General features: G+C 59.9%; 18 protein-coding genes. 14 read left to right on the plus strand and 4 right to left on the minus strand.

Annotation, left to right across the window (positions count from 1 at the left end):
- The first annotated feature begins 32 nt into the window (after nucleotides 1–32).
- A complete protein-coding gene (locus tag MK_RS00400; RefSeq protein WP_011018443.1) occupies nucleotides 33–794 on the plus strand; it encodes an ATP-dependent sacrificial sulfur transferase LarE in 762 nt (253 codons plus the stop codon).
- An 11-nt stretch (nucleotides 795–805) separates the two neighbouring features.
- On the opposite strand, the gene MK_RS00405 is transcribed toward MK_RS00400, so the two are convergent.
- The 3 genes from MK_RS00405 to MK_RS00415 are packed head-to-tail and all read right to left on the minus strand — an operon-like array spanning nucleotide 806 to nucleotide 3718.
- Nucleotides 806–1975: a hypothetical protein gene (locus MK_RS00405; RefSeq protein ID WP_011018444.1), complete on the minus strand. Its 1170-nt coding sequence runs from the start codon at nucleotides 1973–1975 to the stop codon at nucleotides 806–808.
- Nucleotides 1976–1981: 6 nt separating this feature from the next.
- Complete coding sequence (gene nadA, locus MK_RS00410; RefSeq protein ID WP_011018445.1) at nucleotides 1982–2860, minus strand: quinolinate synthase NadA; 879 nt, start codon at nucleotides 2858–2860, stop codon at nucleotides 1982–1984.
- A gap of 15 nt (nucleotides 2861–2875) precedes the next feature.
- The gene (locus MK_RS00415; protein WP_226988683.1) at nucleotides 2876–3718 is read right to left on the minus strand and encodes a TatD family hydrolase; all 843 of its coding nucleotides are present in this window, start codon (nucleotides 3716–3718) and stop codon (nucleotides 2876–2878) included.
- A gap of 128 nt (nucleotides 3719–3846) precedes the next feature.
- Here MK_RS00415 and MK_RS00420 point away from each other — a divergent pair, with 128 nt between their 5' ends.
- From MK_RS00420 to purO, 13 genes are read left to right on the plus strand one after another with little or no spacing between them, the layout of a single operon-like run.
- Nucleotides 3847–4782: a hypothetical protein gene (locus MK_RS00420; RefSeq protein ID WP_011018447.1), complete on the plus strand. Its 936-nt coding sequence runs from the start codon at nucleotides 3847–3849 to the stop codon at nucleotides 4780–4782.
- A complete protein-coding gene (locus tag MK_RS00425) occupies nucleotides 4779–5606 on the plus strand; it encodes a hypothetical protein (RefSeq protein ID WP_011018448.1) in 828 nt (275 codons plus the stop codon). The genes MK_RS00420 and MK_RS00425 overlap by 4 nt, the downstream gene beginning before the upstream one ends.
- Nucleotides 5603–6937 carry a Clp1/GlmU family protein gene (locus tag MK_RS00430; protein ID WP_148679379.1) on the plus strand — a complete coding sequence of 445 codons (1335 nt, stop codon included), beginning with the start codon at nucleotides 5603–5605 and terminating at the stop codon, nucleotides 6935–6937. The genes MK_RS00425 and MK_RS00430 overlap by 4 nt, the downstream gene beginning before the upstream one ends.
- 41 nt (nucleotides 6938–6978) lie before the next feature.
- Complete coding sequence (locus tag MK_RS00435; protein WP_148679380.1) at nucleotides 6979–7968, plus strand: methanogenesis marker 12 protein; 990 nt, start codon at nucleotides 6979–6981, stop codon at nucleotides 7966–7968.
- An 8-nt stretch (nucleotides 7969–7976) separates the two neighbouring features.
- Nucleotides 7977–8777: a prephenate dehydratase gene (gene pheA / locus MK_RS00440; protein ID WP_226988684.1), complete on the plus strand. Its 801-nt coding sequence runs from the start codon at nucleotides 7977–7979 to the stop codon at nucleotides 8775–8777.
- Nucleotides 8778–8789: 12 nt separating this feature from the next.
- The gene (locus MK_RS00445; protein ID WP_011018452.1) at nucleotides 8790–9341 is read left to right on the plus strand and encodes a pyruvate ferredoxin oxidoreductase subunit gamma; all 552 of its coding nucleotides are present in this window, start codon (nucleotides 8790–8792) and stop codon (nucleotides 9339–9341) included.
- The gene (porD, locus tag MK_RS00450) at nucleotides 9334–9603 is read left to right on the plus strand and encodes a pyruvate synthase subunit PorD (protein ID WP_011018453.1); all 270 of its coding nucleotides are present in this window, start codon (nucleotides 9334–9336) and stop codon (nucleotides 9601–9603) included. The genes MK_RS00445 and porD overlap by 8 nt, the downstream gene beginning before the upstream one ends.
- A gap of 12 nt (nucleotides 9604–9615) precedes the next feature.
- The gene (gene porA, locus MK_RS00455) at nucleotides 9616–10767 is read left to right on the plus strand and encodes a pyruvate synthase subunit PorA (RefSeq protein ID WP_011018454.1); all 1152 of its coding nucleotides are present in this window, start codon (nucleotides 9616–9618) and stop codon (nucleotides 10765–10767) included.
- A 12-nt stretch (nucleotides 10768–10779) separates the two neighbouring features.
- Nucleotides 10780–11670 carry a pyruvate synthase subunit PorB gene (gene porB, locus MK_RS00460; protein ID WP_011018455.1) on the plus strand — a complete coding sequence of 297 codons (891 nt, stop codon included), beginning with the start codon at nucleotides 10780–10782 and terminating at the stop codon, nucleotides 11668–11670.
- Nucleotides 11643–12170 (plus strand): 4Fe-4S dicluster domain-containing protein, encoded by a 528-nt coding sequence (locus MK_RS09415; RefSeq protein ID WP_011018456.1) that lies wholly within the window; start codon nucleotides 11643–11645, stop codon nucleotides 12168–12170. Before porB ends, MK_RS09415 begins: the two co-directional genes overlap by 28 nt.
- Nucleotides 12091–13002, plus strand: coding sequence for a fumarate hydratase (locus tag MK_RS00470; RefSeq protein WP_011018457.1), 912 nt, complete (start codon nucleotides 12091–12093; stop codon nucleotides 13000–13002). The genes MK_RS09415 and MK_RS00470 overlap by 80 nt, the downstream gene beginning before the upstream one ends.
- A 4-nt stretch (nucleotides 13003–13006) precedes the next feature.
- Nucleotides 13007–13540: a FumA C-terminus/TtdB family hydratase beta subunit gene (locus MK_RS00475; protein WP_011018458.1), complete on the plus strand. Its 534-nt coding sequence runs from the start codon at nucleotides 13007–13009 to the stop codon at nucleotides 13538–13540.
- Nucleotides 13541–13543: 3 nt separating this feature from the next.
- Nucleotides 13544–14140 carry an IMP cyclohydrolase gene (purO, locus tag MK_RS00480; RefSeq protein WP_011018459.1) on the plus strand — a complete coding sequence of 199 codons (597 nt, stop codon included), beginning with the start codon at nucleotides 13544–13546 and terminating at the stop codon, nucleotides 14138–14140.
- 1 nt (nucleotide 14141) lies between these two features.
- On the opposite strand, the gene rqcH is transcribed toward purO, so the two are convergent.
- Nucleotides 14142–16133, minus strand: coding sequence for a ribosome rescue protein RqcH (gene rqcH, locus MK_RS00485; protein WP_148679382.1), 1992 nt, complete (start codon nucleotides 16131–16133; stop codon nucleotides 14142–14144).
- Nucleotides 16134–16179 lie beyond the last annotated feature (46 nt).

Below are 16179 nucleotides of genomic sequence, written 5' to 3' on the forward strand. Positions count from 1 at the left end.
TGGACACTACATCCTCAGGGGGGCACCGTCCAGTGAGACCGTTTCTGAGCCGGCTGCGCGCCCTTATCTCGTACATAAAGAAAACGTACGATCGCGTTGCGGTAGCCTACTCCGGAGGTACTGATAGCTCGGTACTCCTGTACGCTGCTGTCAAGGCGTTAGGACGGAAAAACGTGGTCGCCTGCACGGCGTGTTTGCCGTACGTAGTGAACGTGTGTCCACCGACTCCTATGGATGTGAAGCAAATCAGGATCCGCCCCGACGTGGAGGATGTCCTCCGAGAGGGTAGAGACGAACACCCGTGTTACCTGTGCAAGCGGGCAATTTACGAAGCGATACACGAAACCATCGGAGGTGTGGATGGAGTGCTGGACGGTACCAACGTCTCGGAATTAACCAGGGGCCGCCCTGGCCTCCGAGCGTTGTACGAACTCGACGTTGACGTCCCGATGATCAAGTGTGGACTCGGTGATCAGACAACGTCCGTGCTCGCCGCCTACCTGAACCTCCGAGCACGCTCCGGAGCGTGCTCACTCGTACTGTCTCCGGAGTGGCCCGACGTCGAAGTGAACGACCCAGGAAAGCTGAACCGGACAGCCCGACTGCGCAAGCCACAGTCGGAAAGGTGGTCCCTTTCGGAGTGTCTGGAGTTCACGATCCATGCGCCGTTACCCGAAAGACGAAGGGAGAGATACGAGTGTGTCCGTCGAGGGGACGCGCTAGTGTTCCGAGTACTGAGTGGAAAAGTCACCGAAGCCTTAGCTTCGTACTTCCGAGAGTGCTGGAACGTGTAAGAATTCGTACCTCACTCGATCGAGATGTCTATTATCAGAGGGTAAAACCGGGAAGACTTAGCCTCGTTGAAGTCGGAGACTGGAAGAGGGGCTAGGATAGCCCGTTTCACGAACTCTACTAACACGGGTTCCACTTGAAACGTCCTGTGCACCTCGCCACCGACCATCGGGACTTGGTTCTCCAGAGTAGTGCGGAGGAGCTCACCGAGTTCTCTTGGATCTTCGGAGACTATCGGCACGATCTTGACCTTGATCTCAGACTCCAGGGTACGGACCACACGCTTGAACCGACGATCCTTGAGACAGCTTACCACGATGAGGTAATCGAGTTTCAGTTCCCGGAGGAACTTCCACTGGGTCCACTGGATAGCGTGCTTTCCACCGCGTGGGTCCCTCCATAACGGCTTCCCCTTGGTGAACTTCCAAAGATAAGAGAAGTCTAGTGCAGGAGCATCTAGCATCGACGATAGGTACACACCGTAGAGTGCGGAGATCGTGTCGGTGACTGCGACAGCGACTGGTGCTTGGTCCCAAAGCTCATCGGCAACCGCTGCCTCGACACCCCACGAGCACACGTTCGGCATTCGCTTCCAACCTCGAAGGGGTTCGGCTCCGACGTGACCGCTTTTGTATCCCATCACGGCGATCGATTCGGGTGCCAGAGACCGAAGCGCATCGGCGGAATACGGTGAGGCTACCTGATATCCCGAAGCCTTCGGGGGGAAACCCTCGAGAAGGTCGCTCGTCGGTCCCACGGCGTTGTGAGAGGCTAAGAGGAGGGGGAGCCGGACCGCCGTGAGGTCTTCCAGTATCTTACGCGTCTTCCTGCGGAGGATTCCCGCTAGGCATAATGTCTTGCATATCTCGTACAGTGGGTACGCCACGACGGCCGCGGTGCCCTTCCTCGTAGAGTACATCTCCAGGAACGCCTCGGCGGAGACCCCGCTATGTTCCTCGGCCGATGATTCCTCATGAGATTCCCTCGACGGTTCTTCCTCCACTTCATCTTGTCTCGCCTTTTCCGAGCCCTCTTCCGTGCTGCGGGAGCTGCTCTCCATTGGTCCCCCGATAGTCTCCGCGACTGCTGTTGGATCTACTTCGGTCGCGTCGATCGTTTGCCTTATCTTCATCAGCCGGTCCCGTACGACCTTACTCTCTCGACGGAAGATCCTACCGATCATCCCGGTTCACCTCGTGAGCCTGAACATCTCCTCGACTACTTCTTCGACCTGAGAGATAAGGTCGGGGTCCAGCTCCACTCTGAGCGGTTCCGGGACGTGTCGGGCCTCGAGTACTCTTTCGACTTTTTCCCCCGTGTTGATTTTCATATCGGGACACACCATATGGCCGGGAACGATGACTTCGGTGCCCGTTTCGCGACGTATCCTGAAGGCGAGACCTTCCTCGGTCCCCATTACGATTTTACTGGCGTCCTCCTTTTCACAGTATTGACGTATTTGGGACGTGGAGCCGACGAAGTCCGCCATCGCGCATACTTCAAGAGGGCATTCCGGGTGTACCACGACGGCGGCATCCGGATGTTGAGAACACAGTTCGCGTAGGTCGGAAGGGGACAGCGAGTGATGGACGGGGCAGCAACCGTGCTCGGGGAACGGGATTACCTCCTTGTCCGGCACGTGTTTCTGCACCCAGGCCGCTAGGTTACCGTCGGGAACGAAGATGATCTTATCCTCGGGGAGTGAGGACACGACTTCGACGGCGTTAGCACTAGTGCACATCACGTCGGCCTCAGCCTTCACTTCGGCGCTCGTGTTGACGTACACGACCACGGCGGCGTCCGGATGCTCGCGGCGAAACTCTCGCAGTTCTTTCGCCCTGAGCCGCATGGCCATGCCGCACGCAGCGCGGTGATCGGGCACGACGACTTCACGGTCGGGGTTGAGTGCCTTCACAACCTCCGCCATGAAGTCCACTCCGCACATTACGATACGATCAGCGTCGATCTCCCTGGCCTCCAAGGCCAGCTCCAGCGAATCCCCGACGGAGTCCGCCATAAGCTGCACGTCGGGCCGCTGGTAATTGTGAGCCAGCACGAACGTCTCCACGGAGCCCTACCCCCTCTACCCCAACGGCTCGAACTCGACCCCGAATACGCGTTCCGGAATTTCGATCATCACCTCGGACACGAGGTCTGGGTCGATGGTACGGAGGATTCTGGCCGCCTTGGGCACCGCACGGAGCGGTAGGGCGGCGTTGGGGCGCCTGGGATCGTCCAAGTAGTCGCTCTCCAGCATGAACTCCGGACCGTGCTCCGCGGCTTCCCGCACTGATCGTCGAGATGCGGGTACTGAGGGCCATATCCCCACGTTTCGGGCCGCGGAGACGTCGGGTGTCGCCCGATGCCTCACGAACCTGTCGAAGTCGAACCCGACGTCTTTTAAGTACTCGTACAGTCGCATGTAGTGCTTCCTAGAGGCTTTGGGTCCGTGGTAAATTACCGGTAGGTCCAGATCTTTGGCCAGCTCTAGGAACCTGACGAATACCTTGTGACACACACGCTTCACCTCGGCTGGCACGGGATAATGCGGATGACCTACTTCACCCACTGCAACTACCTCTTCGTACTCGGCGGCGAATTTCTCGATGAGATCGCACACGGTTTCCGCGACGTTCAGCACCTCCTCTTCGGGATGTTCTTCAGCCAGCGTCGCCACCTCGGCCGGATGCCAACCTAAGGCCGCATATCCCCTCAGCGGATACTCGAGCCTGCCGTACCGGACTCCTTCGAGGTGTAACCGGTAGGCGCGCTCGAAGTCCTCTCTACCGTATCCGTGGATTCGATAGCTCCGAAGCGTTAGAACTGGAGATACGAACCCGGTACCTCCAGCCCGATGGAACTTCTCAAAGACCTTGTACCCGTCACCTTTCACCGGATTGAAGTGGAGATGTACGTCAGTAGCCACCTGCAATCGATCACCCCGGATCATCATGAAGGCTGGCTTAAATCGGATGACGTGAGGGCTCGGCGTCATCCCGGCCGATCATCCGTCTCCCGAGTGGTGGCCTTCTTCATCGCCCGGGGGTTAGCGGAGTGTGGGTAGAATTGAGACGTAAATACGGCCGGGATCGCGGTCACGCACCGATGTCGGAGGAGGACGTGCTGCGGGTCAAGCCCAAGGAACGTCCCGGAGTGGTGTTCGTAACCCCGGATGGTCGAGTTCACGCGGACTTAGGACACGTGAGGATGGTGGAAGACACCGTGACGCTGCACTCCGATCCCACGGAGCCCCCGGGTCCGGACAACCCATCCGTGATCGTGCCGGAGCACGTGCTGGCGGCACTTTACGTTTCGGGATACGCCGGCGCGGTAGTCGAGATCCGTGGTGATCCGGGACACGCGGAGCACGTGTGGAGGGCCGATTGTTACCTGAGGGAGGCCGTGGAGGAGTTGGGTGGTCCAGCCGACCCACCCGAGATGGGGGAGCCCGCGGCTAAAAGGGCGTTCATCCGCGAAGGAGAAGCCCCGTCTACGGTTAGGAACGTGGAGGGAAGGATCGAACCGGCGGAAGAGTTCGAAGTGCGTGTAGGTGGTGAGGAGGTTTCGGTTCACGATCTCATGACCGTCAGACGTGGGAACGTGAGCAACAAGACCCCCGAGCACGCGGGCCTAGACGTGGTAGCAGACGTCGCGATGTTGGCGGGGACGGCGTGTGCTAGGGTGGAGATATCACGACCCACGGAGGTAACCTCGATACATCCTACCGATCTCTACCTGGCGACGGCCGCAAAGCACGGAATTCGCGTCTGTTCGCTCAACGTGGGGAGGATGCGGGGCGCCGTAAACTTGGAGGAGGGGGAGACCGTCCGTGTCGGCACCGATCTCAGGTACGAGGTTTGCATCACCGAAGAACCGGTAGCATCTGAGATCAAGATAGGTGACGTAACGCTGGTCCGCGAGGGAGGTAAGTTCCGGGTCGTAGAGCCTGGAACGGTTCGGCTCGGAGATGAGGTGGTGGAAGTAGGTTGATCGACATTTCGTCCCTGTCATGGGCCGTAGCGCTCGGAGTAGTTCGAGGTCTCTACGTGTTCGCGGGATCGTTCATCGCGGCGGCCGTCTACCGGTACGTGGCGGAGGAGAGGATCCGAATGACGACCTCCGCCTTCATGGGTCTTTTAACCGCCGGGTTCGCGGCCGGCCCCAAAGAACTCACGGCACTCACGTACCAAAATCCGAACGTGGAGATGATCGCGTGGGCTATCGCCACCTTGTTCGCGATACCCGCCAGGACCTACGGGGACGCTATCGGTGAGAGGATTCTCCGGGCGAGGATACGAGCATCGATGAACCCCAGAACTAAGGTTTACAGGCTCCCCGAGAACCCCAACGAGATCAAGGATATCCCCGGAGAACCACCCGCGCCCATGGAGGTCAAAGAACGGATCGCGGGACGCGAGTACGAGTTCCCTCGAGGCACTCCTAAGGAGGAAGTTGAGCGAGTGATCAAGCGAGATTTGGAGAGCGAGACCGGGATAGGTCGCGCCGTAGTCCGCGTGCGAAACGGCGACGTCGAGGTACTCGTAGCGGGTGCGAAGCCCCCGGTCTCGCACACGCTCCCTCCGGACAAGGTCGCCGTTTCCGTGGAACCACTAGGCGGCGCCATCCACATCGGAGAGGGAGATCGTGTACGTGTGTTCGTGGACGGTCGCGAGCTGGGTGAAGCGGAGGTATGGCGGCGGGTAGATGATCGGGTAGTATTGGTGATGGAAGAACGCACTGCCGAAGAGCTGCTGAAGGAGATCACTCAAGGCAAGCAGGTGTCCCTTATGGCGGTGAGAGGGGAGGGAAGTTGAAGCGTGAGCGCGTTCGGATCGAGGGAGGCTCGATCAGGGTAGACGGACCGTCCCGGGCGCGAGTAATTCGAGGTGAAGCGACCACGAACAAAGGTACCGAAGTGAGTGAAGGCGAAGAACTCGTGATCAGGCGTGGGGAGCGACTGACGCTCACCACCGACTCGGAGCTCGAGCTGGAGCTAGTCCTGGGAACCGGTGCCGGCTACTCGGTCGAAGAGGACGGCGTCGAAATACCATCGGACTGGAAAGAGTTGGCCGAGGAGCTGGCCGATCACGGTGGAACGCCGGTTTGCATGGTGATCGGTCCTCAGGACTCCGGCAAGACGACGCTAGTTACCTTCATCGCCAACGAGCTCGTGGAGCGCGGGCTCAAGGTAGGTATCGTCGACGCCGATGTAGGGCAGTCGGATGTCGGGCCTCCGGCGGTCGTCTCCTTAGGTATCGTCGAGGATACCGTCCACGACCTCTCCGAGGTAGAGATGAGACACGGGTACTTCGTCGGGTCGATCACCCCATCGGGTCACCTACTCCAGACCACCGTAGGGACTCGAAGGATGGTAGACCTCGCACTAGCTGAAGGGACGGATGTCGTGCTCATCGATACCTCGGGGATGGTTCACGGCGGACCTGCTAGAGCCCTTAAACTCCACAAGGTCGATGCGATCAGACCCTCACACGTGGCGTTCCTGGACCGTGACGGTCAGGTGTCACACATCAAGCGTATGGTGAAGTCCTTGAAGTACATTAAGGTGCACGACCTCGCGGTGCCTGATGCCGTGAAGGACGTCGAACGGAAGGACCGTATTCGACGTAGAGAGCGCGTACTGCGCGAGTTCTTCGAGGAACGGGAGATCCTGGAGCTCGACCTGGAGGAAGTCTCCGTACAGCGGGCGTTTATAGGAACGGGTGAGCCGGTGGACTTGGAGGAGGAGAGTGAACTATCCGCACTGATCAAAGCGGTATCCGGTGTCGAACCCGAGATATTGCACGCGGAGAGAGCACCGGATGCCGTTGTTTTGGTCGTTAAAGACCAAGCCGGTCGAATCGTGGGACGCGGCGGCCGACATGCCCGAGAGCTTAGGCGGCTGCTTAACGTCCGAGAGTTCGTCGTAGTCAACGAGGAGGAACTTCAGGGAGTGCTGGTAGGACTGTGTGACGGGGCCGGTGACCTGCTCGGTATCGGCGTGATTCGAGAGATCGACTTCGCCTCCGGAGAACTGAAAGTCGAGGGCAGGTTACTCCGCGACAGGACGATTCGCGTCGTTCAGCTGGGCTCGCTTAAAGTGGACCCGGAGACAGGGTCTCACGAGCCTATGAACGTACGAGTTTGACTCCAGTCCTGAAGGGTTAAGCTTTCGGGGCTGTGACGAGAATGTACGTGGGGATCGATCACGGTACCTCGGGGATCAAAGTTGCAGCGTACGACGGTGAAGGAGACCCGGAGTTTTTAGGCAAAGCACCGAGACGGAAGGTGGCCGAGCGTGGGTTGCTCCGATCCCTCCCCGACGAAGCCCGGAGGGCAGTAGAGGAGGCCGAGTGCATCTGTCTGAACTATGGGATGGGCGACGCGCTCACGGAGTTCACGCCGCTAGAGGAAGCGGAGGATCTCGGCGTAGGATACGGACTACGTGATACCAGCGGAGCGGGGCGGGAGTTCGGCGCCGGGAGACGTATGGTCGAGGAGCTGTCAGAGCTCGGCGTTGAGGCCTATCTAGCACCGGGTATTCATCGGGACTTACCGCGGCTGGACGGGGCATTCCGAGTGTTCTCACACGTAGCGAGCGGTGAGAAGCTGGGAACAGCGAGGCTCGCACTCGAGTTATCCTCCTCGAAGGATATCGTGGTGTGTGACACAAGCTCGAACACAGTTTCCGTGGTAGTGAAGGACGGCGAAGTAATCGGCGGAATCGACGCGTGCCTCGGCGCTCCGGGCGTATTGCAGGGACCGTTGGACTTGGAGGCCATTCGCAGGATCGACGCGGGTGAACTGTCGGCCAACGGGGCGTTTTCAACCGGAGGGATCGTTAAGATCGTCAACTGCGCCGGGGAAGATCCCGAGAGCGCGGTAGAGGAATTCATCCAGAGGTGTGGCAAGGAAGAGAAGGAGTGGCTGGCACGGCTGGTCGCTTGGGAGGTGGCGGGGTTAGGCGTCGTCTACGACTGCGACGAGGCGTGGATCGGAGGTACGTTGTCGGGAGACGACGAATTCATGGGGGTGCTGGAGAGAGTCCTGAGCAAGGCTTTTAACAAGGTCGCCGGGCTACCGCCCGAGTCGGCTTCGATGGGACTAGCCCTGATCGCCGCAGACATAGCCTCCGGAGCCCGGTCGGTGTTGGGGGTGCGAATTTCTCGCCGCCCCTGATTTCATACCTGGGGCCGCCAGGCACGTTCACAGAGGAGGCGGCTGAGCGGTTTTCTGAGGAAGAACTTGGGGGAAACGGAAAGCTCCAGTCTGCCAGGACTATTACCGCGGTTTTCTCACGTGTAGAGCGAGGTGAGGCGGATTACGGTGTAGTTCCGTGGGAGAATTCACTGGAGGGATCCGTAGGAGAGACTTTGGATAACTTCCTGCATAGGAGCGTACGCGTGTTCGGCGAGCTGGTGTTACCGATCGTGCATGCACTGATGTCCGGATCCGAACCGGACGACCGTGAACCCGTGGTCTACTCGCACCCCCAGGCGTATGAGCAGGCGCGGGAAACGCTGCGAGAGTTACTCGGTAACCACGAGTTCGTACCCACGGCGAGCACCGCCGAAGCTGCCAAACTGGCGTCGAAGGAGGGTGCTTACGCTCTAGGTCCACCGAGGCTCGCGGAGCGGTTCGGATTGGACATAATGGAGGAGATAAGACTGGAAAATAACGAGACCAGGTTCGCGATCATCTCGAGGCGCGATAGAGCCCCGACTAAAGAGGACAAAACATCCGTGGTGTTCTCGGTAACCGATCGTCCGGGTGCTCTACGTGAGATTTTGGGTATCTTCGCGGATCGAGGTATCAACCTCACTAAGATCGAATCTCGACCCGCGAAGAGAGGGTTAGGAGACTACGTTTTCTTCCTGGACTTTGAGGGGCACAGGATGCTCTATCCCGGGTCCGAAGCGTTGGCAGAACTCCGAGAAAGAACGCCGTTTTCCAAGGTGTTGGGGTCGTACCCCAAGGTTTTCCCGTAGGGGGTTAGGACCGTGATCGAGATCAGAATACACGGGAGAGGCGGCCAAGGAGCCGTCACCGCGGCCGAGATCCTGGCGATCGCGGCGAAGGAGGATGGGAAGTACTCCCAAGCGTTCCCGTTTTTCGGTGTGGAACGCCGTGGAGCGCCAGTGACGGCCTTCGCCCGGATCGATGACGAGTTCATCAAGATTCGATCGCAGATATACGAGCCGGACCACGTGATAGTACTCGACTCCAGCCTGCTGGCCGTAGTAGACGTTACCGAAGGTCTACCGGAGGACGGTCTCATCGTTATCAACGCTAGGGAGGAGGAGCTAGACAAGATCATGGAGAAGTTCGAGGATTCCGACGTCTACACTGTGGACGCGACCCAGATCGCGCTGGACGAGTTAGGTGTCCCTATCGTGAACACCGCGATGGTCGGTGCCTATCTGAAGGCTTCCGATATCCTCACTCTCGATGCCGTGAAGAAGGCCATTCATGCACGCTTCTCGGGAGAGATCGCCGAGAAAAACGTCAGAGCCGTTGAACGAGCCTACCGGGAGGTGAAGGCAGTTGGGTAATGAAGAATTTACGATAGGGGCCGTAGTGCGAGAGCCGGGAAGTACCAAGAGGAATAAGACCGGCAGATGGCGCGTGTTCAGGCCCGTACTAGATCAGGAGAAGTGTATGAACTGCGGTCTGTGCTTCATGTACTGCCCGGACGGGTGCATTAGGCCCTCGGACGATGGCTACGTTATCGACTATGATTACTGTAAAGGGTGTGGAATCTGCGAAAGCGTGTGTCCTGTAAATGCGATCGAAATGGTACTGGAGGAGGGTTGAGGGGAGATACCGATGACTGAAGTTCATGTGATCAACGGGAATTACGCCGTAGCCGAAGCGGTTAGGATGGTGGACGTCGACGTCATTGCGGCGTACCCGATCACACCCCAAACACCCATCGTAGAATACCTTTCCGAGTTCGTATCTAACGGGGAACTGGACGCCGAGTTCATACACGTAGAGTCCGAGCACAGCGCGATCAGCGCCGTGCTCGGTGCCTCGGCGACTGGAGCCCGCGTGTTCACTGCGACGGCGTCTCAAGGTCTCGCCCTTATGCACGAGATCCTGTTCATCGCTTCAGGACTCAGGTTACCGATCGTGATGGCCGTCGCGAACCGCGCGCTCTCAGCTCCGATCAACATCTGGTGCGATCACTCCGACTCCGTGGCGCAACGGGACACGTCGTGGATCCAGCTGTACTGTGAGTCTAATCAAGAGGTATTCGACACCGTAGTGCAAGCCTACCGGATCGCGGAACACGAAGACGTCCTCTTACCCGTGATGGTATGCCTGGACGGGTTCACGTTATCCCACACCTTGGAACCCGTCGAACTTCCGGAAGAGGAAGAGGTACGATCGTTCGTCGGTAAGTACGAGCCAACCCACTGTTACCTAGACCCCGAAGACCCGATGACGCTAGGGCCTGTAGGTGGCCCTGACAGCTACATGGAGTTCAAGAAGATGCAGCACGATGCGATGGAAAAGGCACGTGAGGTTATAGGAGAGGTCAACAGGGAGTTCTCGGACGAGTTCGGGCGTTCCTACGGTGACGGGCTAATCGAGGAGTACAATACAGAGGACGCTGATTACGTGGTGATCGCGATGGGATCCGTCTGCGGGACCGTCAAGCACGTGATAGATGAGGAGCGCCCGGACGTGGGTCTGGTCAGGGTGAAGGCTTACCGCCCGTTCCCAGGCGACCGGATAGTGGAGGTAATCCAGGACAAGGAAGGCGTCGTGACTATCGATCGCGCACATTCGTACGGGGCGATGCCGCCGCTGTGGACGGACGTCAAAGCTCACGCACCGGACGTCGACGTATCGTCGACCATCGCGGGTCTCGGTGGCCGCGACATACGCCCACAGGACGTGCTCGAGATAATCAAGGTGGCAGAGGAAGGGAAGGGTATGGACGAACCCGTCTGGATCAACGTGAAGGTGTGAGGGGGACCATCCGTGGGGAACAAGAGACGCGTCCCCATCCCGGAGGAGGAACTCATGGCTCCCGGCCATCGAGCGTGTGCGGGCTGCGGATCCGCCCTCTGCGCGCGCCTCTGCATGAAGGCCCTCGGTAAAGACACCGTGGTAGTCATGCCGACGGGGTGCATCGAGGTCGTCACGACGCCGTACCCGGAGACCGCTTGGGAAGTACCGTGGATCCACGTGGCGTTCGAGAACGCCGCCGCCGTCGCATCCGGTATCGAACGCGCATTGAAGGCGTTGGGGAAGGAGGACGTCACCGTTGCCGTGCTCGCGGGCGACGGTGGAACCGTGGACATAGGATTTCAGGCGCTATCGGGAATGATCGAGCGAGGTCACAATATCGTCTACATCTGTTACGACAACGAGGCTTACATGAACACAGGAGTACAGCGGAGCGGTGCGACACCGTACTTCGCCGCGACTACCACAACACCGCCGGGTAAGATCTGGAAGGGAGAGATGCGACCTAAGAAGGACATCCCGAAGATCATCGCCGCGCACGGAGCGCCGTACGTTGCGACGGCGTGCGTATCCCATCCCCAGGACCTCATCAAGAAGGTCAAGAAGGCGAAGGAAGTGGAAGGACCGGCGTACGTCCACGTACTGTGCCCGTGTCCACCGGGTTGGGGGCATGATTCGTCGGAGACTATCGAGATCGCGAAGCTGGCAGTGGAGACGGGGATGTGGGTGCTATACGAAATCGAGAACGGGGAGTTCCGCATCACCTATCGTCCGAAGGAGCGCAAGCCGGTGAAGGAGTACCTCAAGCGTCAGAAGCGGTTCCAACACCTGAGCGAGGACGACATAGAGAAGATCCAAAGGATGGTGGACGAGCAGTGGAAGGAGCTCGAAGGGAAGGAGTAAAGGCTTGGGTCGGTCTACCCGGCTGTATAGGTTGCGTTCTGTGCGCGGAGGCGTGTCCGATCGGCGCCATAGAGATCGTCGACGGCCGGCCGCAGAAGTGTATACACTGTGACCCGGAGCGGGCGATGTGCGCGCGGGCTTGCCCCCATCACGCGATCGTTCAGGTGTGCGAAACGCTCGTGGTGGACCGAGACCGATGTAATGGGTGCGGAAAGTGTGCCGAGGCCTGCCCAGTAGGCGGGATATTCATCCGCGAGGACGTCGCCGTGAAGTGTGACAACTGCTTGGACCGAGACTACCCCGCGTGTGTGGAAGTATGTCCAGTGGCCGGCGCGGACGTGGCTCCCGTGAACGAGCGAGTTTTATGGAGACGATCCCGAGCTGCCCGCACACTCCGAAACTTGCCGGGGAGTGGGGGTCATGCCCGACGACTCGGATCGAGAGCTGCTCGAAAGCATAGCCGAAGCCACAGTCGAAGCGTTGCGCGTGGCCGAAACTAAGCTTCCGGATGACGTGCTGGAGAGGGTCGAACGGGCCCTGGAGGAGGAAGAAGACGACCATGCCCGGATGATGCTGGAGGCGATCCTTGAGAACGTCCGCATCGCCGAGGAGAAAGGACTACCGATGTGCCAAGACACCGGACTGATCACGGTCTTTGCGGAGATCGGCCGCGAGTTCCCGCTGAGGCTGGCCGGGACCATCCGGGACGGGATCGAGGAGGGTATCCGGCGGGCCACGGAGGAGATACCACTTCGACCTAACGTGGTCCATCCGATCAGTAGGGAGAACACAGGTGATAACACCGGAGATCGTGTACCCATCGTGCGGTTCCTTCCGACCAAAGGGGAGGAGTTGAGGCTCCACTTCCTGCCCAAAGGTTTCGGGTCCGAGAACTCCAGCGCCGTGACTCGGTTATTACCCACGGAAGGGTTGGAAGGCGTCCGCGAGTTCGTGATCAAGACCGTGCGCGAGGCCGGCGGGATGCCGTGCCCACCGATCGTGCTGGGCGTGGGAGTCGGAGGTACGATCGATGAGGCCGCGCACTTGGCCAAGCTGGCCCTGTTCCGACCACTGAACGTCAGGAATCCGGACCCGGAGATCGCGAAGCTGGAGGAAGAGCTACTGGAGGAGATCAACCGGCTGGGCGTAGGTCCAATGGGTCTCGGGGGTCGAACTACGGCACTGGCGGTCAACGTCGAGCTAGCTTACACCCACACGGCCGGGCTGCCGGTGGCAGTGAATGTACAGTGCTGGGCGGCCCGGAGGGCGACCGCGATCGTGTACCCGGACGGCTTCTTCGAGGTCACTCAACGCGAGTATCCGCGGGGGTAATCGATTGACCGAACACCACCTGGAAGTCCCTCTCGAGAAGGAGGAACGGCTCACCGAGCTGGAGGTAGGCGATGTAGTGTACCTGAGCGGAACCATAATCACGGCTCGCGACAAAGCCCACCAGCGGATTTTCGAGGAAGGTGAGGAACCCCCCGTAGATCTCGAAGGAGCCGCCGTGTTCCACGCGGGTCCCGTGGTCAGGCGCGTCGACGACGGCTACGAGCTGGTGGTGATAGGCCCCACGACGAGCACGCGGATGGCGAAGTACCTCGAGGATATCGTGGATGCGGGCGTGAAGTTGATCGTCGGGAAGGGAGGCATGGGTCCAGACGCCCCCGAGGTGATGAAGGATCGCGCCGTATACCTCACGGCGCCGGGAGGGTGCGCCGCGCTCCTTGCCGAGCGGGTGAAAAGCATCCGAGAGGTGCACTGGTTGGACCTCGGAGTCCCCGAAGCGATATGGGTCCTGGAGGTGGAGGAGTTCGGCCCGCTAATAGTCACCGTGGACGCGCACGGTAACGAGCTGGCGGGTGAGTGAACCGTGTACGTCGGCCGGTTTTTACTCGCCGGGAAGCTGGAGGACGGGACACCGATCGCCGTATACGGCGTCTGCAGTCGCAGCTTCTCGGATCGACGTATCGAGGTCCGTGAGGGTGCGGCGTTCGTGGTTCCTGAAGATCCGAGCTACATCACCGAGAACCCGTACGTGACCTACACCTGCGCCCGGATCGTCGACGAGTTCCTGGTGCTCACCAACGGCGCCCAGACAGATCCTATCGCGGACAAGCTGGAGTCGGGAGTACCACCCAGGGAGGCGCTCGTATCCGTCACCTTCGCGATGGATTACGAACACGACGAGTACAATACACCGAGGATCTCCCTGATCACGGACGGCGAAACGTTCTGGCTAGGACGGGTCGCACCGGAGGAAGTGTACTTCAGGGTCATGAAGCCGAAGGACGGTGAGGGGTACTTACTGTCCGTGTACGGGGAGTACGCCGAGGTCCCGTCGAAACCCAACATGACCCTCGATCGGGAGGACCCGCTGGAGTGCGATCCGGTACCGTCCTTCGAGCACTACGTTTGCTCGGTGATCGCACGGCACGATGGCGGCCGTTGGTCCCTCGAGGCCAGGTGAGTCAGCCTACCTCCAACAGCCTCGCGTTTCCGGGCGGCATAGCCCTCATCACGTCGTCTACAGTCAGATAACGGCGTAGGTTCTCCACCTCCTTCTTGAACAGCTCGAAGAGCCTCCTGGCGACGTCGGATTTGCGCTCGTTTCCAGGCTCCAAGACGCCGTACGTCATGCAGTGTTTCTTCACGGCGGAGACTGGTCCGCCCATTACCCTGTACCCACCCTCCACCTCTTGGACACCGATTGCCACCTTCAGCTCCGTTCGACGGAACCAGTTACGTTTACCGCGGATGATAGCACCTCCGTGGGGGGCCTCGGCGGACTTGTCTACCTGATCGGCCGTCACCCAGTAAACATCAGCGGCTTTAAGGCCCCAACGCCACGCTCGGGAATACGAAGCCGCGAAGATCGCCGCCTCGCGTAGGGTCGTCTCCGGGACCTCCTCGCCCTCAGTCTTGATCACGACATGTGGAGCTCCGTGCACGTGAGCGTGGACGAGGATGTCGTGCTCCTCCAGGTAGCGCCGCAGTATGATCTCGTTGGTATGAGCGTCCGAGCCGCCTATGACTACGAAACCGTCGGAAGAGATGAACCACCTGAACCGCTCGTACCAGTCCTTCTTGCGACGCTTCGTGAGCTCGACGGTCAGTTCCTCGAGCTCCACCTCGGGTGGGCCCTCTTCGAGTAGCTTCTCGAGTTCGCGCTCCTGCTCTCGAAGAACCTCCTGAGCGCGCTCGGCCTTACGTTCTAGCTCCTTCGCACGATCGAAAAGCTTGGAAGCCGTGGAGTGAACGTCCGAGTCGATCGGTACGGGCACGGTTACCTCGCCGTTCTCACCCGGCAACCTGAGGATCACGCGACGGTTCTCAACGTCGATGTCGGCTATCCTCTCCACTTCCTCGATGCCGGAACCCTTAGCCTCTTGGATCCTCCGCTTGATCTCGTCCAGCGAGTACCCCTTGCGTTCTGCCTTCCGGAGCTCGCTCAGGATCCCGTCGACGAGGTTGTAGTTCAGGTACAGCGCGTTGGCCCGCCCACGGAGTTTCTCCGCCTTTGTACGTAGCTGCTCGATGCTCGAGCGCTGCCTCTCGATCGTCCGCTCGAGGCGACGTTTCTCACGCTCCCATTCCTCCCGCACTTCGCGTTCCTTCTCCGCCAGGAACTTCGTCACGTAATACTCGTCTAAGGCACGCTGGAAGGTGTCCTGCTCCTCCATCTCGAGCTCATCGGAGTAGCGTTCGAGCGGCACCGGCGTGACGTCCACGTAATCTCGCTCGGTCGTCCTATAGAGTGTGGGCCGTAGATCTCCCTCGGATATCTGCTCTAGGAGGTCCCGGAGCGTTTCGTAGAGCTCCTCTAGCTCATCCTCCTCGAACTCGGATGCGTGGGACTCCCGACGCTCGTACAGCCCGGCCCTCAGGAGCACCTCTTCGGCGTAGAGGCCCCCGAGACCCACGTCTACGGCGAGCGTCCGGACGAGATCGCGGTCGGCCTCGAGTAGTAGTTCCAGGAAGGCGTCACGGTCGAGCTCGTAAGGATCGGGCGGGCCTTCGGGTGGCTCGTACACTTCACCGGGCACGACGGCCCTGTTACGGAACCGTCTGGCCGGAAAAGCCCGCTCAATGACGTTGTTCTCGTCCGTTACGGCGAGCGTACCTTTGGGGAGCAGCTCGACATGGACCCTACGGCCCGAACGCAGGTCGAAGCGTAGGATTCTATCGAAACCTAGCTGGGTGACGCGCTCGATGCGGTCGCCGGAAAGGGTGTTTCGGAGGGCCTGGGAAACGGAGGTGGGTTGGTCGGGGCTGGGTTTTGGGCGCCAGGTTAGGTGTACACGCATCCCCGGTTCCCAGACCAGATAATGGGAGCCCACGCCCGGGACGTGAACCTTGACCTTCAGCTCGCGCTCTCCTACCTGGTATATCTTGTCTATCAAGGCCCCCTCGAGCAAGGAATCTAGTTCGCGGGCCGTGGCGCGTACGTCGAAGGATGTCATCGCCTCCTTGGACCACGCCTTCAGGCCGTGTGACCCCCGGTGGGAT

It is taken from the genome of Methanopyrus kandleri AV19 (assembly GCF_000007185.1).
In the GTDB taxonomy this organism is placed as follows: domain Archaea; phylum JAADCQ01; class Methanopyri; order Methanopyrales; family Methanopyraceae; genus Methanopyrus; species Methanopyrus kandleri.